The 21,238-nt window shown below is 47.8% G+C and carries 18 protein-coding genes; 8 read left to right on the top strand and 10 right to left on the bottom strand.

The features are described from left to right. Positions 1 to 99: 99 nt before the first annotated feature. Positions 100 to 2,817 (bottom strand): DUF2235 domain-containing protein, encoded by a 2,718-nt coding sequence (locus MJ769_RS00175; protein WP_239233832.1) that lies wholly within the window; start codon positions 2,815 to 2,817, stop codon positions 100 to 102. A gap of 18 nt (positions 2,818 to 2,835) precedes the next feature. Here MJ769_RS00175 and MJ769_RS00170 point away from each other — a divergent pair, with 18 nt between their 5' ends. Genes MJ769_RS00170 through MJ769_RS00145 form a run of 6 tightly spaced genes read left to right on the top strand, consistent with a single transcriptional unit; the run spans position 2,836 to position 9,709 of the window. Beyond that, positions 2,836 to 3,060 carry a hypothetical protein gene (locus tag MJ769_RS00170; protein ID WP_239233831.1) on the top strand — a complete coding sequence of 75 codons (225 nt, stop codon included), beginning with the start codon at positions 2,836 to 2,838 and terminating at the stop codon, positions 3,058 to 3,060. Then, positions 3,024 to 4,220, top strand: a complete 1,197-nt coding sequence (gene hlyD, locus MJ769_RS00165) for a secretion protein HlyD (RefSeq protein ID WP_239233830.1) — start codon at positions 3,024 to 3,026, stop codon at positions 4,218 to 4,220. Before MJ769_RS00170 ends, hlyD begins: the two co-directional genes overlap by 37 nt. A 1-nt stretch (position 4,221) precedes the next feature. Beyond that, the gene (locus MJ769_RS00160) at positions 4,222 to 5,997 is read left to right on the top strand and encodes an ATP-binding cassette domain-containing protein (protein ID WP_239233829.1); all 1,776 of its coding nucleotides are present in this window, start codon (positions 4,222 to 4,224) and stop codon (positions 5,995 to 5,997) included. Continuing rightward, positions 5,994 to 7,133 (top strand): ABC transporter permease, encoded by a 1,140-nt coding sequence (locus MJ769_RS00155; protein ID WP_239233828.1) that lies wholly within the window; start codon positions 5,994 to 5,996, stop codon positions 7,131 to 7,133. Before MJ769_RS00160 ends, MJ769_RS00155 begins: the two co-directional genes overlap by 4 nt. A 3-nt stretch (positions 7,134 to 7,136) precedes the next feature. Continuing rightward, a complete protein-coding gene (locus tag MJ769_RS00150; protein WP_239233827.1) occupies positions 7,137 to 8,249 on the top strand; it encodes an ABC transporter permease in 1,113 nt (370 codons plus the stop codon). Positions 8,250 to 8,257: 8 nt separating this feature from the next. Then, positions 8,258 to 9,709: an efflux transporter outer membrane subunit gene (locus tag MJ769_RS00145; RefSeq protein WP_239233826.1), complete on the top strand. Its 1,452-nt coding sequence runs from the start codon at positions 8,258 to 8,260 to the stop codon at positions 9,707 to 9,709. A 205-nt stretch (positions 9,710 to 9,914) separates the two neighbouring features. On the opposite strand, the gene MJ769_RS00140 is transcribed toward MJ769_RS00145, so the two are convergent. Continuing rightward, positions 9,915 to 10,592, bottom strand: coding sequence for a TetR/AcrR family transcriptional regulator (locus tag MJ769_RS00140; RefSeq protein WP_239233825.1), 678 nt, complete (start codon positions 10,590 to 10,592; stop codon positions 9,915 to 9,917). Between the two features lie 386 nt (positions 10,593 to 10,978). Here MJ769_RS00140 and MJ769_RS00135 point away from each other — a divergent pair, with 386 nt between their 5' ends. After that, the gene (locus MJ769_RS00135; protein ID WP_239233824.1) at positions 10,979 to 13,135 is read left to right on the top strand and encodes a bifunctional SulP family inorganic anion transporter/carbonic anhydrase; all 2,157 of its coding nucleotides are present in this window, start codon (positions 10,979 to 10,981) and stop codon (positions 13,133 to 13,135) included. A 229-nt stretch (positions 13,136 to 13,364) separates the two neighbouring features. Here the strand turns inward: MJ769_RS00135 and MJ769_RS00130 are convergent, their stop codons facing one another. From MJ769_RS00130 to argC, 6 genes are all read right to left on the bottom strand, one after another. Beyond that, a complete protein-coding gene (locus MJ769_RS00130) occupies positions 13,365 to 14,099 on the bottom strand; it encodes a hypothetical protein (RefSeq protein WP_239233823.1) in 735 nt (244 codons plus the stop codon). Further along, positions 14,077 to 15,720, bottom strand: a complete 1,644-nt coding sequence (locus tag MJ769_RS00125; protein WP_239233822.1) for an RNA-directed DNA polymerase — start codon at positions 15,718 to 15,720, stop codon at positions 14,077 to 14,079. The genes MJ769_RS00130 and MJ769_RS00125 overlap by 23 nt, the downstream gene beginning before the upstream one ends. Positions 15,721 to 15,941: 221 nt before the next feature. Continuing rightward, on the bottom strand, positions 15,942 to 17,318 hold the full coding sequence (locus MJ769_RS00120) for a phosphomannomutase/phosphoglucomutase (RefSeq protein WP_239233821.1): 1,377 nt from the start codon (positions 17,316 to 17,318) through the stop codon (positions 15,942 to 15,944). Positions 17,319 to 17,443: 125 nt separating this feature from the next. Beyond that, positions 17,444 to 17,644, bottom strand: coding sequence for a zinc-finger domain-containing protein (locus MJ769_RS00115; RefSeq protein ID WP_239233820.1), 201 nt, complete (start codon positions 17,642 to 17,644; stop codon positions 17,444 to 17,446). 10 nt (positions 17,645 to 17,654) lie between these two features. Further along, positions 17,655 to 18,575: a branched-chain amino acid transaminase gene (locus MJ769_RS00110; RefSeq protein WP_239233819.1), complete on the bottom strand. Its 921-nt coding sequence runs from the start codon at positions 18,573 to 18,575 to the stop codon at positions 17,655 to 17,657. 532 nt (positions 18,576 to 19,107) lie between these two features. Beyond that, a complete protein-coding gene (gene argC, locus MJ769_RS00105; RefSeq protein WP_239233818.1) occupies positions 19,108 to 20,136 on the bottom strand; it encodes an N-acetyl-gamma-glutamyl-phosphate reductase in 1,029 nt (342 codons plus the stop codon). 62 nt (positions 20,137 to 20,198) lie between these two features. On the opposite strand from argC, the gene MJ769_RS00100 reads away from it, so the two are divergent. Further along, the gene (locus MJ769_RS00100; protein WP_239233817.1) at positions 20,199 to 20,405 is read left to right on the top strand and encodes a hypothetical protein; all 207 of its coding nucleotides are present in this window, start codon (positions 20,199 to 20,201) and stop codon (positions 20,403 to 20,405) included. Here MJ769_RS00100 and rpsI read toward each other — a convergent pair. Beyond that, a complete protein-coding gene (gene rpsI / locus MJ769_RS00095) occupies positions 20,402 to 20,794 on the bottom strand; it encodes a 30S ribosomal protein S9 (RefSeq protein WP_239233816.1) in 393 nt (130 codons plus the stop codon). The genes MJ769_RS00100 and rpsI overlap by 4 nt on opposite strands. Before the next feature lie 2 nt (positions 20,795 to 20,796). Next, positions 20,797 to 21,234: a 50S ribosomal protein L13 gene (gene rplM / locus MJ769_RS00090; RefSeq protein ID WP_239233815.1), complete on the bottom strand. Its 438-nt coding sequence runs from the start codon at positions 21,232 to 21,234 to the stop codon at positions 20,797 to 20,799. Positions 21,235 to 21,238: the final 4 nt, after the last annotated feature.

Below are 21,238 nucleotides of genomic sequence, written 5' to 3'. Positions count from 1 at the left end.
CGGTTTGATGAGGGAGGGCAGGCGAGAACCTGTTCTCTACTCTACCCAAGCCCGTGATAGCTGCTCTTTTGGCTCGCAGGTAGTTCAGGATCAGTTCGCTTATAACTGGCGATCAAGTCGCGCCAATTGTCCATCTGGCATCACACGCTCTACCGTTAACATTCCGGTGCCCGAATTATTGCCATAGAATAGATCAATCTTTCCGGGCCACAACAGAACAGCATCGTTCACGTAGAGGAACATCTCTCCTTTTGTTCTCGCAGTAAACTCGGCTACGAGCGTCTTTCGTTCGTCGGGTGTGGGATCGGAGCTCATACGCTGCTTTGCATCATCAGGGCTAATTTTTTCGAACAACTTGCCAGGTGGCTTCTTCGCGTCATTCAGGTAGCTGTGGTGCTTGAATGGTGCGACGGGTTCCAGGACATACTCATCGTTGCCGGGTCTGCCGATCCTTGCGATAGGCTTGAACCAATCTTCAAACCACCAGCGTTTCATTAAAGTCCCTGCTGAATGCACTGCGCTGGAGGACGAAATGCCACTCACATCAGCCCGAGTTGCGCGATCAAACCAGTTACCGGGCGTCGTCAAAGTAATGCGATAACGGACACCTTCGTCAAGCGTATAGCCCGATGCCCAACACAAATAATCGGTGCTGAAGTTATCCTCGTTGCTCTTACCGGCGCTATGACTATTGGTGCAAAAGTATCCTGTCGAATCTATGGCATCGAAGAGCACACGATTTGCAATCAGCATGCAGACGACGAACAGACCCACTGCAAACAATAAGGGAACCAGCTTATCGTTAACCCACTTGAATATGTGGGTTAGAGTGGCGTTCGTGCGCAGCTTGCGGGCGAGTGACAGTGCAAAGGTGCTTGGCCATGTCGATGAGTTCGGTAGAGATTGCGAGTCGACTTTGAGCTTCGAAATCCTTTTTGTGCGCCACACAAGTAACAGTAAAAACGCGACTGCGACTGCTGCAATTTCAAGTCTTGTCAGCACGCTCCAACTTAAGACGAAGGATGCAGTCAGGAGCAATAATGCACCGCCAAAAAACACCGTCATGGCGTTGCGGCCGCCGCACTCTGATCGGAGCAGCCAGTCGAGGTAGTCGTGTTTGAGTTCCTTGTGCCAAGCGAAACGCGCACGATCATGGATGCGTTTCTTCATCACTTGACTGAGATAAAAGCTAACCAGGAGGGCAAGAAGAACCAGAGTAAACTCGGTAGGAAATTTTCGGAATGAATTAGTCCACGTAGCGCTGTAGCTGGGCATGTAACTACTGATGAAAGTGATGGCACTGATCACCGGGCCGTCGGTTACATTCAAAAACAACTTAGCAATATTTTCACCAAACAAGGGGAAGGCGGCCAAAAGCGCGGTGAGAGTCAGGGTAATAAAATAGGCTGTTCGTCGCCACCATACGGTGTCCCAAACTAACCCGACTGCGTCGGTGTTCGGGCGATCGAGTGATGCAATGGCTTGTTGCAGCGCAGTTTTATCAGCAACTATTTGGGCTATGTTTAGCGTTTGTAAAGGCGCGGCCGCAGATCGCAGTTTAAGCGAGTCGAGCTTTAGGGCTCCCGGGCCACCCTCCATCGGTAAGAGTTCGCCGTTTGGTGCCAGCACCCAGAATTCCCGACGCAAAGAAATCGGCGCATATAGATCAGAACCGTAAGCCATCCGCATTACGACACTACCGTGAATAATCGGACGAATTCTCAAATCTTCAGTATCCGTCCCGACCGGTATCTGCCGTGGCGAATAGCGGTAATAGACTCCGAATCCGGCGCGCGAATCGTAAATCCGTGCGTACGCAGATTTTGCATAAGCGACTTCATCGACTGCAGGTTTGAGCAGCGTAAGCCCATTGGCGGCTGCCTGGCTCATCATCCAATCGAGCGAAACCAACGGCAACCGATCTTCTGGGTAGCCGCCGCCGACATTGGAGTGCACGCCAGCAAACCATACTTGGGTGAGACGACCGGCCGGTACCTCATTGTTTGCCACCATCTTGGCTTCCGCGATCTCATCCCAGAGCACGGGATGAAACGTGGTGCGTTCATCATCGAGCGAGAGCGCATGGCAAGCATGCTTGACTAGGGGTGAGAGCTTGCAGTCGGCAAACAGCATTGGCCACAATAACCAGTCGATCCCGTGTTTAAGTTCGTCGATTGGCATTCCATAGGCCGCCACTGTGTCCCACAAACCGAGAAAGTGTATGGGAATGTCAGTGCGTTTCGCTTTGCGTGTGACCTCAGCCAGTTCTTTGTAGGTTTGGTACCTGCGCACGTAATCCCTCGCCCATATGATGAAATCGCGCAATTTGCGCATGATGACAACGACTGGACTGTAGGAGGGAAAGCGTTTGCACCGATAGTGTCTATAGGCAGCGCGAGCGTAGCGATCCAGCTCCTCCTCGGAGCGAAATGCGATCAAGCCTTCGGTGGTGATAAGCCCGGTAAGTACTCGAATTGTGAATGAGCCACGGCTGAAACCGAAACCACTGATCTCGGCGCCTGGCTCATAATTTCGGCAGACGAATTTATAGAGATTGATGACGTTGCGCTTCAGGCCCCAGCCAAAGACTCCACCCAGCATGGCAAGATACTTGTTCGACGATGTCCCCACGCCATCGTCGTAATATGCGATCTGGCCCGGCTCTTTTTGGTCGAGCGCCTGAAAGAGACGCCACACGTTGGTTTTTTCCGCCTTGGCGGAACTGTTACCGGTGCCGTCGGAAAATAGTACGATTCTTTTGGTCACAGGAGGAGATACGGCAACAGGTGGAGCATTAGCATTGATCTCGTAGGCCATGTGACTGGCTCAAAGAAGGTGACAAGTGAAAAAAGCGGGCATGGTAGCTATCCTTATCTTCACGTTAAGTTCTGGCTGGACATGTTAATGCTGCCACCAATCTCATTGGTACGCAACCTGGCCGAACAGGTGAAGCAGCGTGCTGCGTCACGCCGTTTTCTACGACTGGCTCATGGAGCGTTTACTGATGCTGACTCAACGGGTGCATGGCTTACAGAGAGGCGACTCCTGCACGCTTGCTAAATGCAGCCATTCTTGGGCAGGAGCGGGTGTTTCGGGCTGCACGAAGCGGTATACTGTGGCTCATAGGATGGGAAATTATCGGAGAGATCGAACTCGATTCTAGTCAAACCCAAATCCACCGAAATATCGCCACACTGTCCGTTTCCTTTCCGGAGGTTGAAATGAATTCCGTCAAACTTCGCGTTATTCTTGTTGTTGCCATCGCTGCCATCTTGGTGGCGGGCTACTGGTTGTTGAGCCGTAATCCGGGTCCAAAAAATTCACTCCTTCTCTATGGAAACGTCGATATTCGCGAGGTTGATCTAGCTTTCCGACAGCCTGGTCGTCTGGCGAAAGCGTTCTTTGACGAGGGTGCCACAGTAAAGACCGGCGACGTTATGGCTGAACTTGATGCTCGCCCATACCGCGATGCACTGGCAGTCTCTGAAGCCGAGGTGCTGCGTGCCCGTGCCGAACTCGAAAAATTACGCCACGGCAATCGTCCCCAAGAAATCGCACAAGCAGATGAGTCAGTGCGCCAAGCCAAGGCCGTATTCAAAAATACGGATAATAATTTCAAACGCCAGAGCGCGCTTGTGAAATCAGGATCGGTAAGCCAACGTGTCAGCGATGCCGCTCGTGCGGCACGTGACCAGGCAGAGGCGGCTCTTGCCTCAGCAAAACAAGCGTTAGCCTTGAAAAAGGAAGGTTCCCGTCGGGAGGATGTCGCTGCCGGAGAGGCACGGTTAGCCGTAGCAGAGGCTATGGTTGCACAGTCCATGACAGCATTGGCTGATACTCGCTTGGCTGCTCCGACCAATGCAACCGTACTGTCTCGAGTACGCGAGCCGGGCAGTATGGTGAACGCGAGCTCGGCCGTCTACATCCTGTCGCTTCGTGATCCGGTCTACATAAGAGCTTATGTGAGCGAACCGGATCTTGGTCGGGTTATCCCTGGCGTCAAGGTGACGGTACGAACTGATTCAACAGACAAAGTCTACCAGGGAGAGATCGGGTTTATTTCTCCGCGTGCTGAGTTCACACCGAAATCTGTGGAAACTACAGATCTTAGAACTGATCTTGTATACCGCATACGAATTGTCGTTTCAAATTCAGATAGCGCCCTTCGCCAGGGGATGCCAGTGACGATACGAGTTGCTACTGAAGCACATGACCGATGAGATGAGCACACAAGTTTCTCGGGTCAAGCTGTCATCACAGCCGGCAGTCGAGATTGTCGGTGTTACAAAGTTCTTTGGAAATGTCGAGGCGCTACACGAAATTACTGCAAACATTTTGCCGGGCAGGCTGACTGGCTTGATTGGGCCTGATGGAGCAGGGAAAACTACTTTGATGCGCTTGATGGCGGCGCTTATGGCACCAAGCGCGGGGCGCATTATTGTCGCCGACTGCGATACCGTGCGCGACAGCGACCGCATTCACACGTTAACGGGATATATGCCGCAACGTTTCGGGCTGTATGAGGATCTATCGGTGATGGAGAATCTTCGTCTTTATGCGCAGTTACAGGGAGTCGAACCTAACACCCATCAGGACATATTCGAGCGCTTGCTCACGTTTACCCGACTCGCGCCCTTTACAAAGCGTCTAGCTGGCCGACTCTCTGGCGGCATGAAACAAAAGCTGGGGCTTGCCTGCGCGATGATGGGGAAACCCCGCGTCTTGCTGCTGGACGAACCAAGCGTTGGTGTTGATCCCGTAAGTCGACAAGATTTATGGAAAATGGTGCGCGAACTAACTGACGAAGGCATGGCGGTGGTGTGGTCAACGGCTTATCTCGACGAGGCCGAACGCTGCGCAACTGTACTCCTCCTGAATGAGGGCAAGATCGAATACGATGGCCCACCAGACGAGCTGACGACGACGTTGAAGCACAGAAGCTTTCGTCTGCTCGATCCACAGCAAGAGCGCCGGATCGTTCTGTCACGGGTGCTAGACCTGAAATCAGTTTGTGATGGCGTCATTCAGGGTAATTCCGTTCGAGCCGTTCTGCGTAAGAATGCTACCCGGGAAGAGATTGATGCCTTGGCCGGGGAAGTCGGCGCAGAAATTGCACCCGTTACTCCAAGATTCGAGGATGCCTTTGTTGATTTGCTCGGCGGGGGACCGGGCGGAACATCAGCACTTGCAGAGCGAATGGCGACCGTAAATTTCAAGGGAGACATTGCTGTCGAGTGTCTTGACCTCACTCGCCGTTTTGGTGATTTCATCGCGACCGATCATGTGAGTTTTCAGGTGAAGAAAGGTGAAATATTTGGCCTCCTCGGCCCCAACGGTGCAGGCAAATCAACGACTTTCAAGATGCTTTGTGGCTTGCTCAAACCGACCTCGGGTGGAGCGCATGTAATGGGACTGGATCTTCGCACAGCAACGAGCGAAGCCAAGAGCCAGCTGGGCTATATGGCGCAGAAATTTTCCCTGTATGGTCTGCTTTCAGCACGACAAAATCTCGAATTCTCGGCAGGCGTCTACGGATTTGACGGCGCTGCCAAGCGGGAACGTATAAACGAAATGATCGAGATATTCCACCTGCAGCAATATATACACTTGTCGCCAGACGACCTCCCTCTTGGCGTCAAGCAGCGGCTGGCACTGGCTTGTGCGCTGATGCACCGGCCACCAGTGTTGTTTCTTGATGAACCTACTTCAGGTGTTGATCCGATAACACGCCGAGAATTTTGGACGCACATCAATGGACTAGTGCGCAAGGGGGTGACTGTGCTCGTGACCACTCATTTCATGGACGAAGCCGAATATTGCGACCGCGTCGCGCTGATGTACCAAGCCAAGGTGATCGCACTGGACACACCTGACGCGCTGAAGCGGAGCGTATTCAAGGACGGGAGCGATGAGCCGACGATGGAAGACGCGTTTATACAGCTCATTCAATCAGCAGATGCAGAGAACACAACCACCCGGGCAACGGAGACTAAATGAGTGTCACCGAAAAGGTTGCTTCCCGATTCGATTTCCGGCGCCTATGGGCATTGGTACGAAAAGAAAGTTTGCAAGTAATCCGTGATCCCTCGACGATACTAATCGCATTCGTATTACCCGTGGTAATGCTCTTTCTTTTTGCATATGCCGTATCGCTCGATACCCAGAAAGTGCCCATCGGCATAGTTTTGGAATCCGACAGTGCCGCTGCGCAATCATTAGCGGCGGCTTTCTCCGGTACACGATATTTCGCTGTTACGCCTGCGCGTGACCGGCGTGAGGTTGCCGGGGAGGTTGTTGGCGGGCGGCTCCGGGGTTACGTGGTAATTCCCCAGGATTTTGAGCAGAGGCTAGCATCCGGCACCCGCCCTCCTCTTGTTCAGATCATAACTGATGGGGCACAACCTAATACGGCTCGCTTTGTCGCCAACTATGCGCAAGGCGTGATCAAAATATGGCAATCAGCTCACTCCCCGGCTATAGGCAGTGCGCTTACACTGGAGCCACGATTCTGGTTCAACCCAGAGATTGAAAGCCGTCACTTTCTTGTGCCAGGCGCTATTGCTATCATCATGACGATGATAGGCACCTTGCTTACGGCGTTAGTGGTAGCGCGAGAATGGGAGCGCGGAACCATGGAAGCGATCATGTCCACACCCGCATCAGTCGTTGAAATTCTGATTGGAAAGCTATTGCCCTATTTTGTGCTTGGTCTGGGCGCGACTATCATCTCCGCGCTTCTGGCAATAACTGTTTTCGGCGTACCTTTGCGCGGCTCATGGCTGACCCTGCTGTCTCTTTCATCCGTTTTTCTTGTACCCGCGCTGGGTCAAGGTTTACTGATATCAGCGGTTACAAAGAACCAGTTTATTGCTGCTCAAGTCGCACTCTTATCTGGATTCCTCCCCGCATTCCTGCTCTCAGGTTATCTGTTTGAAATTGATTCAATGCCAGCGCCGATTCGCATCCTGACTTATGTGATTCCAGCGCGCTATTTTGTCTCTTCGCTACAAACCGTATTTCTTGCTGGGGATATTTGGGCACTCCTGCTTCCAAATATGCTGGCGATGCTGGCCATTGGTATTGTGTTTTTCGCCGTTGCACTTGCAAAAACGGCAAAGAGTCTGGATAACTAGACCATGCGCCTGTTCTCTCCACGCCTTATGGCGCAAATTGTCAAAGAGTTACTCAGCGTGCTGCGCGACCCCAAGAGCCGTTTTGTATTGATCGTACCCCCGTTAGTACAGCTTTTTGTCTTTTCATTTGCTGCAACCCTTGATGTGAAGAATGTCGATATTGCCGTTTACGATCGTGATGCTGGCAAATGGTCACACGAACTTGTAGAGCGTATTGGTGCAGCTCAATTCGTTCACCGTTTGCTTCCAGTGCAAAGCCCTGCTGAGATCAAGAGGATGATCGAGCAGCGGGAAGTCATTGCAGTGATCAACATACCAGAATATTTTTCCCGAGATATCGACGCCGGCCGTATAGGAAAAGCACAAGTCATTCTCGATGGCCGCCGTGCCAATGCAGGGCAAGTCGTGCTGGGGTACCTGAATAGCATCGCAAGCGGGCTCAGTGCCGAACTAACTCCATGGCCCCGGCTCACAAATGAGAGTGCTGTGGTGAACCATTGGTTTAACCCGAACCTTATCTACCGTTGGTTTATTGTGCCGAGCATCGGTGGCATACTGGTAACATTTATAACGTTGCTCGTTACAGCGCTGTCAATTGCCAGGGAGCGCGAGCTCGGGACCTTCGATCAGCTACTTGTTTCCCCCTGTACACCCATAGAAATTATCGTATCCAAGATGGCACCAGCCTTGTTGATCAATATCGTGCTTGGCTTGTTCATGGTGGCGGCTGGCATTTTTGTGTTTGGCATCCCATTCACTGGAAGTTTTGTCCTGTTGCTAATCAGCATGGTTCTTTTCATTCTCTCTCTAGTAGGTATTGGTCTGATGATTTCATCGGTATGCGCAACCCAGCAGCAAGCTATTCTCGGAACTTTTGCCGTTGGTGTACCCGCTGTTCTGATATCCGGCTTTGCTACCCCCGTTGAGAATATGCCAATCTTTCTTCAATGGCTGGCTCAGGCGATTCCGCTCAAGCACTATTTAATTATTCTTCAGGGCAGCTTCCTAAAAGCGCTACCCCCATCTGAAGTCTTTGCAAATATTTGGCCGATGGCTGTCATCGCTCTCGTTACCCTGTCCGCTGCAACCTTGTTTGTTCGCGGTAAGTTGCAGTGAGGTATTGAATGCTAATTACCAAACCTACCCGAGCGCCTATATCGTTTCGATTCAGCCAGATTATGTTGTGGCGCATTGCTATGGTCGCATCCGTTTGGCTTCTTGCTGCGTGTACGGTCGGTCCCGAGTACCGAGTCCCCGAAATAGACACTGGAAAAGGTTGGTCCAAGCCAGCAGTAGCTGTGGTGGTTGACCCGGAACTGGCCACATGGTGGCGCTCCTTGGGCGATCCCATGCTGGATCAACTGATTGAAATGGCGCTCGCGCAGAATCTGGACATTCGTCAGGCTCAAGCTCGTATCGCTGAAGGGCGCGCATTGCGCGACTTGGCAATTGGTGCGAAAGCGCCCACGCTAGGAGCCGATGCAAGTGTCAACCGGCGACGCCAAAGTAAGAACGGCCCTCTTCCGATCGGATCCATTCCGGGACTCAGTCGCGACCAGACCATACATGATGTGGGCTTTGATACAGCTTGGGAAATCGATCTTTTCGGCCGTATACGCCGGACTGTGGAATCTGCTGAAGCCCAACTACAAGCGACCGAAGAAACTGCAAGCGATATACGAATAAGCATTGTTGCCGAGGTGGCTCGCACATATTTGACCTTGCGAGGAACTCAACGCGAGTTGGTCGCTCGCACAGCGTCGGTCGAAACGCTGCGTCGCATTACCGATACGGTACGGCGACGTGCAGTCGGGGGCGATCTCGCACAGAGTGATGTTGACCGGGCGCAGGCTCAATTCGATACTGCCGCCGCCGTGTTACCTGGCATCCGGGCACGCATCCGGGCTGCTGCATTAGGTATTGGCGTTTTGCTTGGGGAATTGCCTGAGAGTCAACTGGCGCTGGCTGACAGCAAAAGTGCTGAGATCATGCTCAGGACTATCCCTGTTGGCGAGCGTGCCGACGTGCTACGCCGTCGCCCTGATGTTCGTTCTGCCGAAAGGCGTCTGGCAGCTACAACGGCAAATATTGGGGTCGCCACTGCCGAGTGGTTTCCACGATTGTCAATTTCTGCGAATGGCGGGTTCCAAGCGCTTGCTATTGACGATCTGTTTAAGTCAACCAGCCAGACTTGGTCGATCATCCCGTTAATTTCCTGGCGTATCTTCGATGGCGGCCGGGTAAAAGCACAGATCCGAGCATCAGAGGAACGCCAAACAGCTGCGGCGCACGCCTACGAAAAGGCTGTATTGTCAGCTTTGACAGATGCCGAGCGGAGCCTCAGCAATTACCAACTCTCGCTTGAGTCGGTTCAGGCTCAGCGCACTGCTATAGAATCTGCTCGTCGTAGTTATGGCCATGCCAAGCAACGTTTCAAGTTCGGAGATATAGCGCTGGCAGACCTGTTGGAAGTTGTGCGCAGTTTGCACGAAGCCGAAGATTTATACGCAAAAACGCATACAGTTGCGGTAACTGATCTTATTGCGCTATACAAAGCACTTGGAGGTGGGTGGTAGGTTGCTCGCAATAGAGCGGTCTGGCAGTCGTGTTAAGCGTGTCGGGGCATGTACTGCTTGTAGAGCCTCTTGCTCAACTCAAGGGGCGGGCGTCACCGAATTCGAAGCTGACAGATTATCAAGGTAATACGGCGGCAAAATTTTCTCAAGCGTGTGAGGTGTCTCATGCCATTCAAATAATTAAGTTTAATATTCAGCAGTTATTCTAAGCTTTACTAATACTGGAAAACACTAAATCTTCCAGAAATGAAACAATTTCTAATTCATCTTTATGAGAGCCGAAATCAGTTAATGACGGTAGATTATTCATAAAGAAGTTCTGCAAATGTGCCACTTCAATGATCGTAGAGGCTAATGATTTCGGGTATTTGTAATTCGGATTACACTCAATAATTATATTTCCGATGACGGCGCAAAGGTCTTTATAAGGTTTAAATAGCTGATCTTTATTATCTTGGGATACATTTTTGGTTAAATAGGTTTTTGAGCTTTCAGTAATAATAATCTGATGCAGGCAACGCTCATCAATATGGGCAGTTCTGATATCATCCTCGACAGTGCCAGCGAGTAACTTGATAACTACTTTAAGTTTAACTATCGAATCTTTAATATTGTTGGTCTGGAAACTAACCTGATATTCAAGCCAACTCCAATACCAAGCTGTCAAATAAATTAATACCTTGTGCTTATTCTCGAAATACCGATAAATACCGGCCTCAGTAGAGCCCATTTCCTTTGCCAGCTTTTTAAACGTAAAGACTTCAAAGCCATTTTTATGGATTAATTGAATGCTGTGCAAGATGATTTTTCTACCCAGTTCCGATTGCTCTGGGTTTCTGAGAAATAATTTCTCATTCATATTAACGTGTAATTGAATTTCCATTGCGCTACCTAATTATGCTTGTTTTAACAACCTGTCGGACTTTAATGCAATCGGCAGAAAATTCAGCTGAGCGGTGACTTTTTCGTTTTTTTTGGGCAATAGAACAACTATTACTCTGCAAAAACGTCAAGTGGGGGTAAGCAGACATTCCGCCATAAGGTGAAAGCTTGCAAAATATATTCTCGTTCAGTTCAATTCCCGCTACGATTCTTTAAGCCTGATAGACTGTTAGAAGCTTTAATTTTTTGATTGTCTTGACAGAGCTGTTCAGCAAATTTTTGAAAAAAATAATCGCTTTACTAGCTTATAATGATAGCATTACTATCTTAATCATATAGCGTTGCTATTCCACATGATCCTAAACCAACTGTTTGGAGAAGTAAACAATGTTTAAAGACATTAGAAACGACTTGCCTGCCAGTATTGTTGTGTTTTTGTTGACTCTTCCTTTGTGCCTTGGAATTGCTTTGGCATCGGGTGCGCCTTTATTCTCGGGAATTATTGCTGGCTTCGTTGGTGGTATCGTGGTCGGTATTGCCAGTGGCTCGTCTCATGGCGTTAGTGGTCCCGCCGCTGGTTTGGCTGTGATTGTGCTTTCAGGTATTGCGACTCTTGGCTCGTGGCCAGTCTTTATATTAGCGGTGGTTTTAGCCGGAATTATCCAGCTTATTATGGGTTTTGCTAAAGCGGGTTTTATTGTCTATTTTTTTCCTTCTTCGGTGATTAAAGGCATGTTAACAGGCATTGGCTTATTGATTATTCTAAAGCAAATCCCGCACGCATTAGGTTATGGCAAAGATGCTGTAGGAGCTGATGCTTTTTTGCAAGTCAGTGGAGAAAACACCTTTACATCAATTGTCAGTGCTATAAATGCATTTTCCCCTGGCGCGTTATTAATTGCAGCATTGTCCTTGGTTATTCTTATCTTATGGGATACGGTTTTAATCAAAAAAAATAAGATATTTCAATTTATTCAAGGGCCTATAGTCGTCGTGGTGTTAGGCATTTTCATGAACATGGCTTATCAAAATGGATTATTGAATTTTAGTTTGGCAGCTGATCAAGTCGTGAGACTTCCCGTGCCTGATAACTTGTCCGGATTTATTAATCAGTTTACCTTCCCTGATTTCTCGGCCATTAGCAATGTTGAAGTTTTGAAAGTTGCGTTAATTATTGCAATTGTCGCCAGTTTAGAAACCCTGTTATGTGTTGAAGCAATCGATAAATTGGATCCTGACAAAAGAGTGACCCCTGCAAATAGAGAATTAAAAGCGCAAGGTTTGGGTAATATCATTTCTGGCTTGATTGGCGGTTTGCCGGTTACCCAAGTGATTGTGCGTAGTTCGGCTAATATTTCCTTTGGTGGAAAAAGCAAACTATCCACGATACTTCATGGCATCTTTTTACTCATTAGCGCGATTACCATTGCGGGATTATTGAACAAAATTCCGTTAGCTAGTTTAGCGGCAATCTTGCTTATAGTCGGTTATCAATTAGCTAAACCTGCGCTATTTAAACAAATGTACGAGTTAGGGTGGGAGCAATTCGTGCCTTTTATCGCGACAGTAATCGGCATATTGGCGACCGATTTATTAGGCGGTATATTGATTGGTATGGCTTTTGGTATTTTCTTTACATTACGCCACAGCTACCGAAATTCGCATTTTGTGAAAAAAATTATTAGCTCAGAAAACGGACAAGAAGTTCATCATCTGGTTTTGGCAGAAGAGGTGTCATTTATCAATAAAGCAGGGATCTTAAATACTTTAAATAGTATCCCTAATAATGCCAAAGTGATTATTGATGCCACCTATTCAAAATTCATTGCTTACGATGTTGCTGAGATCATAAAAAATTATGAAAGTAATGCTAGAACAAAAAATGTAACGGTTGAAACAAAAATAAAAACATTAACCAAAAAACTACAGTCTGCCATTAGCCCTAGAATGGCATTAAGTATATTAAAAGAAGGAAATGAGCGCTTTATCAATAACTTGAAAGTCAATCGTAACTTGCTGCAACAGGCTAATGAAACCTCCGATGGACAACATCCGTTTGCGGTAATTTTGAGCTGCATAGATTCCCGCACATCTACAGAGTTGATTTTTGATCAAGGATTGGGCGATATTTTTAGTGTGCGTATAGCTGGAAATATCATTAATGAAGATATATTGGGCAGCATGGAATTTGGTTGCAAAGTCGCCGGCGCTAAAATCATCGTGGTTTTAGGTCATACTAAATGCGGTGCGGTAAAAGGGGCTTGCGATCATGTAGAAATGGGGAATTTGACAGCCTTGTTAAGTAAGCTACAACCTGCAGTTGATGATGAAACAACTGTCACCGATAACCGCACTTCAAGTAATGATGAATTTGTAGAAAAAGTCTCCACGGGTAATGTTAAACGAACAGTCCACGCCATTATGGAAAGTAGTCCGATTTTAAAAGAAATGATTGAAAAGGGTGAATGTGGAATTATCGGTGGCACTCATAATATCTCCACAGGTGAGGTTATTTTTTATGACGATACTTTAGTAAGTCACTGATGTTACACATGTGCCATTTCGATACGGGGAGAGAACTTGATCTTTTTGATCGCTCAAGGAATCAATATTTCTCCTGAGATCAGAGTAAAAAACGCTTTGATAAAAATCGTTACGCATTGAATGCGTTGACTATGACTTACACGACTGCCCAATACTTAGAATCCATGGGTAACGATTCCTCAAAAGATATGCGCAGGTCCATATGATGACGAGCTTAATCTTCATTACCTTATTTAACATCGCGTGTTCCAACCATTGATGAGAAAAGCTGAAGAATTTCAACTTTTGTACGCCCGCCACTTATTACACGTAAAAAATCGTCAAGTTCAAACGCCACATACTTTGCTGAACGTGGATTTAACAAAATACCTTCAGACCATTCTGCGCGATTGTCTTCTACTGATGCAGAAAAGCTAAGTAGCCAATACATAACTATCTGCCGATAGTCTGGAGCTGAAAAATTTCCACTACTACACTTCACCTCTATAAGGGTTGGGCCGATTGCAAAATCACCGTGCCCTGAAGAAATCCATTGAAAACCCGAAACAGCAGGTGCTGACCTTATAGGATGTTTACGTTCTGCGGCCAATTCCTTAATCATTGTTGCAATATTATTGCCAGTCATTTCGGCTACCTGTTTGTCAAGCTTGGTAAGCTCACTCGGTACTTGTGCATCGAAATAACGTTTCTGCCGAGCGATAGCAATCCGCAAGCAATCATCCCAGTCAAATTTATTTCCCGCGAGCTGCTTTTCACCAACAGTGAAACCAAGTTCAAAGAGCATGGCTTTAAGAAGCTTACTCTCCTGCACCATCTTAATAGGGATAGGCGCGCACAGTGAAACCTGCGCTGTTCGGTTAAAATGAGCGACGATACTGGGAGTTAACTGAGGAAATAATGAGTCAAAAACGCCGGGAATGTTGCGGGCGACTGTTCTTGGGTCATTCACAGGATTGTGCGTCATCGCACCACTCCTGATAAATAGTGGCATAACTAGTGACACCTTGGCACTCAATCCCAAGCCTCCATGATTGACCTAGGCTTGGTTTAATTTGCCGCTTAAACCCATCACCTTGATCACCAAACACCGATGCCGAAAGCCACACAATGCGTTGGCACTCTGCGCTAAGTTCGTTCCATCTATTTCGAAGGAAGGTGAAAGCATCCCTGTCTTTCCACTGCCGCCAACAATCAATGCAAGACCTCCTGACTGTATCTGAACGAGTATTACTGTAAACATTATGGGCGAAGGCTGTGCGTTGAGTTGTCCTCGCGAACCTCAGCGTTCGGAGATAATGAAGAAGACCTGCTTCTGCCTGCAATAGATGTGCGGAATGCTCTGGGATAAGGTCTAAAAGTTGATCGAGTTCGGCAAAGATGTTGCTGTGTTCTTCAGAAGAGCGAAGATTTGCAATTCCTCGCATGATGGCTGACCAAGATGCCCGGAAAGCGTGAAGGTTTCCTTGACTGAGGAGCGCGGACGCTAGTTGAATTGCTATATTAGGCTCCTGTAACCTTAGAGTTCTCCCAATCTGCGTCACTAAGAAAGTATCGGGGATGGCTTTCTCCAACTCTCGATTTAGAAGTCTATGAACTTGAAGGCTTTCGACGGTTTGCTTCAGTGATTCGTAATCTTCGACTGATGTATCTGAGTAAGGATCAAAGCGCAGGTCAATCTCTCTAAGCTTTCCTGCTTCATCATCATTGCCGCCAAGTTGAGCCGTTACATAGTCCGAGTAATGCTTGGCTGTAAGCATTACAGTCTTTGTCTTGTTCAACGTAAGTCCATAATCAGCAAGCGTGTGCGAAAGAAAAGCAAGTGCTTTGTAAGCATCCGCATGAGAGCTTGCTATAAGTACATAGTCATCGACATACCTGTGCCATCGAATTCTAGCTCCCGTCATTCGATGATCAACCAAATTGAGGAATAGCTCCGCAAGAATTCGGGAGCACTGTCCTCCGACTGGAAGGCCAAATGACCTGCCAGATGAGAACTTACTAAGGAGGGCATTCACCTGATTGCCAATACGTCCATTGTCAGGAAACAAGTCGTCTATTAAGTTCTCAATATGGTGATGTGAAATGTGTTCGTAGAAACTTGAAATATCGGTTTGAACTATGATTGTTCCATCACTGGATGCATTGGCATCGGTAACAGTTTTTTCACGGAATACTTTCCACGAGGATGTTCTATCGAACAGTTCGTTACCGCCGTTGAGCAGGAGGCGGTATGAATGAGCACGACCATCACGGTTACTTTCTAATGCTTCAGCAATTGCTATACCGAGGCCGTTGAAGTAAATGTTCCAGAATGGATGAATCTTGGTTACAACGCGAAAGCCTGTCGGCCCAGTTGGTGCTAGAAGACGTTCGCTAAACACACTAAGTGCGGATATTTTTCGTGCGCTATTTTGTTCATTATCATTTTGCAACTGCTCGAAGAAAGCAAACGCTAGGCTTGCAAGCTCAAACTGCTTATACGAAGTAAACTGTGTGTCAATATCAAACGGAAGTGTGTCGTTGTCGCCATGTGCGCTGATGTCAGCAGCTGCTCGCAGGAAATGATCACGTGTAACTTCGGGCATTTTTTCCCTTTAGCTATAACATTTGCTTGGTTCTGGGTTGTTATACATCTTTTCCAAGCGCTGCTTTTTTACTCGCTAGAAACTTGAATTTTTAGAGGCGCCCTTTAATTGTGGGCGCAGATAGTACAAATAGCGTTTCTCCATGTAGCGGCTTTGTCCAACACTTAGTTTGACTTTTGTGGTGCCCATTATTTTTGAGAAAGGACATCCAATCATTCAGATCAGAATGGTAGCTGTAAACTTGGATTGGCATTCAGCAGTACGTGGCGAAAGTCTTGTTGAATTCTGATTAAAGCTTCCTCATTATCTGCTTCAAAGCGTAATACGACCACTGGCGTTGTATTACTGGATCGTATTAAGCCAAAGCCGTCGGCATATTCCACACGCAGACCGTCTATGGTGATAATGTCTTTTACATTGGTAAATTTGGCATCTTTCTGCAGTTGGGTAATCAGAGCGTAGTTCTCACCCTCCTTTAGCTTAATTTGCAGTTCCGGTGTGTTTATTGAATTGGGCAGATCATTCAGCGTGCTATTTGCATCTGTCTGTTTGCTCAAGCATTCAAGCAAACGGGCCCCCGCATACAATCCGTCATCGAAGCCATACCATCGTTCCTTGAAGAATACATGGCCACTCATTTCGCCGGCCAGCAATGCGCCGCATTCCTTCATTTTTGACTTGATGAAGGAATGGCCGGTTTTCCAGAGTATGGGTTTACCACCATGTTGTGTGATCCAGCCAAACAACTTTCGCGTGGATTTAACGTCAAAAATTATTTCTGCACCAGGATTGCGTGCCAGCACATCGGCAGCGAAAAGCATTAACTGCCTGTCTGGAAAAATGATATTGCCATTTTTAGTGACTACACCCAAGCGGTCGCCATCGCCGTCGAAGGCCAAACCCAGTTCACTATCATTACTGGCGAGTGCATGGATCAGGTCTTGCAGATTTTCCGGTTGTGAAGGATCAGGATGATGATTAGGGAAGTTGCCATCCACTTCACAAAACAGTTCCGTGACTGTGCAGCCCAACTGGCGATACAAATTGGCGGCAAAATCTCCAGCGACACCATTGCCGCAATCGACCGTAATATTCATGGGTCGTTCCAATTTGATGTCGGAAACGATGCGTGCAATGTATACGGGGCTTATATCGTATTGCGAATAAACACCCGCACCATGGCTGAGATTATTTTGCTCGATACGTGTGCGTAACGCTTGTATGGCATCACCGGAAAGCGTCTCGCCTCCCAGTACCATTTTCAGTCCATTGTAATCAGGGGGGTTGTGGCTACCGGTAATCATCACTGCGGAATGCGTTTCCAGATGATAAGCTGAAAAATACACCATGGGAGTGGCCACACGCCCAACATCAATGACGTTGATGCCGCTCTTCTGTATGCCTCGTGCCAAAGCGGCGGCAAATTCCACGCCAGATAGACGACCGTCGCGGCCAATGGCAATCGTGTGCTGACCGCGTGCTGTGGCTTCTGAACCGATGGCATGGCCAATAATCTCAATAATTTCCTGGGTCAGTGATTTACCGACAATGCCACGAATATCATAGGCCTTGAAAATTTCCTTAGGTATGTTTTGCATTGTTTTACTCCATGAATTGGATAAGGATATGCATGTGACTCTATCAAGAGTCACGAAACAACGTTAGCGGGAGTGCGTGCTTGATGTGATCGCGCACTCCATGAGTCCGCACCTAAAGGGGATTTTTAATGATGTCCTTTAGGTAACTCTCCCTTGAACTTGTAAAGTGTGCCGCAATAGGGGCAGCGCGCTTCGCCGACTTTGTCTACGGGAATAGCCACTCTAGGATGTGCATTCCATAAGCTCATATTAGGCATGGGGCAAAAAAGTGGTAAGTCTGCAGTGGTCACTTCGATATAGCGTAGCTTGGCGTGTTCGGTTTGCATATAATTCCTTTTAAACGTGTGCCAACCAATCGGCATGTTGCGGATTTTTTCCACTGACACAATCGAAAAATAGCGCTTGCAGGCGCGTTGTGATCGGGCCGCGCGACCCATTGCCTATAGTGCGGTTATCCAGCTCACAGATCGGTGTAACCTCTGCCGCAGTTCCAGTAAAGAAGGCTTCGTCGGCACAATATACTTCATCGCGCGTGATGCGTTTTTCGAACAGTTGCAAACCAAGACCAGCCGCCAGTGTGATGATGGAGTCGCGCGTAATGCCTTCCAGACAGGAAGTCAGGTCGGGTGTGTACAGCTTGCCTTTTTTCACAATAAAGATATTCTCGCCCGCTCCTTCCGCCACATAACCATCCACATCCAGTAGCAACGCCTCATCATAGCCATCATGCGCTACTTCTTGATGGGCCAGAATGGAGTTGGTATAGGTGCCGACTGATTTGGAACGGCACATATTAATGTTTACGTGATGGCGGGTGAAACTGGAAGTTTTTACACGAATGCCTTTTTCCATTCCATCTACACCAAGATACGCGCCCCATGGCCAAGCCGCAACGGCGACATGGACGCTTACAGCAGTGGCAGCGATACCCATGGCTTCAGAGCCATAGAACACAATGGGCCGGATGTAACAGGACTCCAGATTATTGGCGCGCACTACTTCTCGTTGCGCCTCCATCAGAGTTTCTTTGTCGAACGGCATCTTCATCTTAAAGATATAGGCTGAATTGAACAGCCGGTCGGTATGATCCTTAAGGCGGAAGATTGCCGTACCCTGAGCAGTTTTGTATGCTCGCACACCTTCAAACACACCCATGCCGTAGTGCAGGGTATGCGTCAATACATGTGTTGTGGCATCTCGCCAAGGCACGAGTTTGCCGTCATACCAGATAAAACCGTCGCGGTCAGCCATAGACATGGTTGAATTTCCTCAAGAGTATTGCAAAGACCGCGATTCTAACGTTTTCCGTGTACTTTATGAAGTAATAGTATCGTTCAAACATGAATCAAAAGGTTTCTAATGAACGATTTTTTCGAACTGTCCTGAATTTCGTGAGCTTCTTGATCTAGCAGCTTGTCGGACTTTAAGAATTGTAGCTAAAGTTTAGCTGAGCCAGTGTAGATTTTGCGAGCTTTCACCTTGCGGCTAAATGCCTGCTTACCTACTTAACGATTTTGCAGGGTAATCGTTGTTCTATTTCCCAAGCATTCTGCGAAATAATCGCCACTCAGCTAAATATGCAGCCGATTTTCTTTAAGTCCGACAGGCTGCCAGGGTAAGTGGAATAACATGATGATTAAAATTTGAAAAATTAACTGCCGAAAGTAAAGTGAAGCTTGACCCGCTCAAAACCTCGTGTAGAAGCCATGCAAGCTATTACCAAGCACGCAAGCAGGTGCGTTGGGTTATTGCCTCTCGCTTAAGTCCATTCAGGCCATCTATAATTATTCTAAGGCAAGAGTGGGATGCTAGTCAGTGCTGTTGTTTCAGGTAGGCCAAACATAATATTCATATTTTGTACCGCTTGACCAGCTGCACCTTTGACCAGATTGTCAATTATTGATAATACAACCACAGTATTACCTTGTTGCGGCCGATGTACCGCGATACGACAGTAATTTGCACCGCGTACCGTACGCGTTTCCGGATGACTACCGGCTGGCATTACATCCACGAATATCTCATCGGCGTAATGCCGCTCATACAGCGCCTGCAGGTCGACGTCACATTGTATACGCGAATACAATGTGGCATGAATACCACGTATCATCGGGGTCAGATGTGGCACAAAGGTAAGATCGACTTTCTGTTGTGCCGCTCGCGCGAGTCCTTGGCTAATTTCCGGTAAGTGGCGATGCCCAGATACGCTGTAGGCTTTGAAGTTGTCCGCCGCTTCGGCAAACATGATACTGACCTCTGCTTTGCGTCCCGCACCGGACACACCCGATTTAACATCAGCAATCAAGCTGTTACAGTCCACAATCCCCGCTTCCAGCAGCGGAATAAAACCGAGCTGAACGGCCGTTGGATAGCAACCCGGATTGGCCACTAACCGCGCATGTTTAATCTGCTCGCGGTTACTCTCTGGCAGACCATATATTGCTTCAGGAACCAGATCAGGGCAAGCGTGGTTCATTCCATACCATTTTTCCCACACCCCCACGTCTTGAATACGAAAGTCCGCCGCTAAATCTATTATCCGCACACCTGCGTCAAGCAATGCTCGGGCATGCTGCATGGCAATACCATTGGGTGTGGCAAAGAACACCAAGTCACATTGATCTAGGTGTGCTTCGTCTTGGTGGGTAAAACATAAATCCACATAGCCGCGCAAGCTGGGGAACATCTGGCTGACTGGCACTCCTTGGTCGGCGCGCGAGGTAATGGCACGCAACTCCACTTTCGGATGTAGCGCTAACAACCTTAGCAGCTCGACTCCCGTATAACCTGTACCTCCAACGATACCAACTTTAATCACTTCCTTCCCCTATTGAACGTTGCGTTATGTATTGCAAATATCATTCAGCAGCAATTATCACTGTGAAGGCGATCGACAGTGCTAAACTCGTTCAGTACGTGACAGATTTAACCGCGTCAGACTTCTTCAAGCTTATCAAAATAATGTCAATGCGTTATCCCAGCTTATGCAATGTTCAGCTGTTTGCCAACTATTTGTTTTACGAAATTAAATCTGAAAATGAAAAACCGCCCAAAGGCGGTTTTTCCAAACACTCCAAATACGCTTAACGCTTGGAGAATTGCTTGCGACGGCGCGCCTTGCGTAAACCAACTTTTTTACGCTCAACTTCACGCGCATCGCGGGTAACAAGTCCAGCTTTGCTCAACATTGGTTTCAAACTCGCGTCAAAATCTATCAGAGCACGAGTGATGCCATGACGAACCGCTCCAGCTTGGCCAGATTCACCACCTCCACACACGGTAATCAAAATATCAAATTTATCAACCATCTCAGCAAGCTCCAGCGGCTGACGTACTATCATACGACCAGTTTCTCTCGAAAAAAATACATCGAGAGGCTTATCGTTTACCACAATATCACCCTTGCCTGGTTTAATGAATACTCGAGCTACTGCGCTCTTACGACGACCGGTACCATAGTTGTAAGTCACATTCATGATTAAGCTTTCAATAGATCAATAGGTTTAGGTTGCTGTGCCGAATGTGGATGTTCAGCTCCACCATAAATCTTAAGCTTACGCAACATGGCATAGCCTAAAGGACCTTTTGGCAGCATACCTTTAACCGCTTTTTGCAGCACGCGGTCTGGATGACGTTCCTGCAACTTAATAAAGTTGGTGGTATAAAGTCCGCCAGGATAGCCAGTATGACGATGATAAACCTTGTCTTGCGCCTTGTTACCGGTAACGCGCAGCTTCTCAGCATTGACCACGACGATAAAGTCGCCCGTATCCACGTGCGGTGTATATATTGCCTTATGTTTACCGCGTAGACGGGCTGCAATTTGACTGGCTAACCGACCTAAAATTTTGTCAGCAGCATCTACCAAATACCAGTCATGCTGGACTTCATGAGCCTTAGCTGAAAATGTTTTCATAGCA

Source organism: Candidatus Nitrotoga sp. BS, assembly GCF_927797785.1.
GTDB lineage: Bacteria > Pseudomonadota > Gammaproteobacteria > Burkholderiales > Gallionellaceae > Nitrotoga.
The sequence above is the reverse complement of the archived record's forward strand: the minus strand, read 5'-3'. Positions and strand labels throughout refer to the sequence as shown.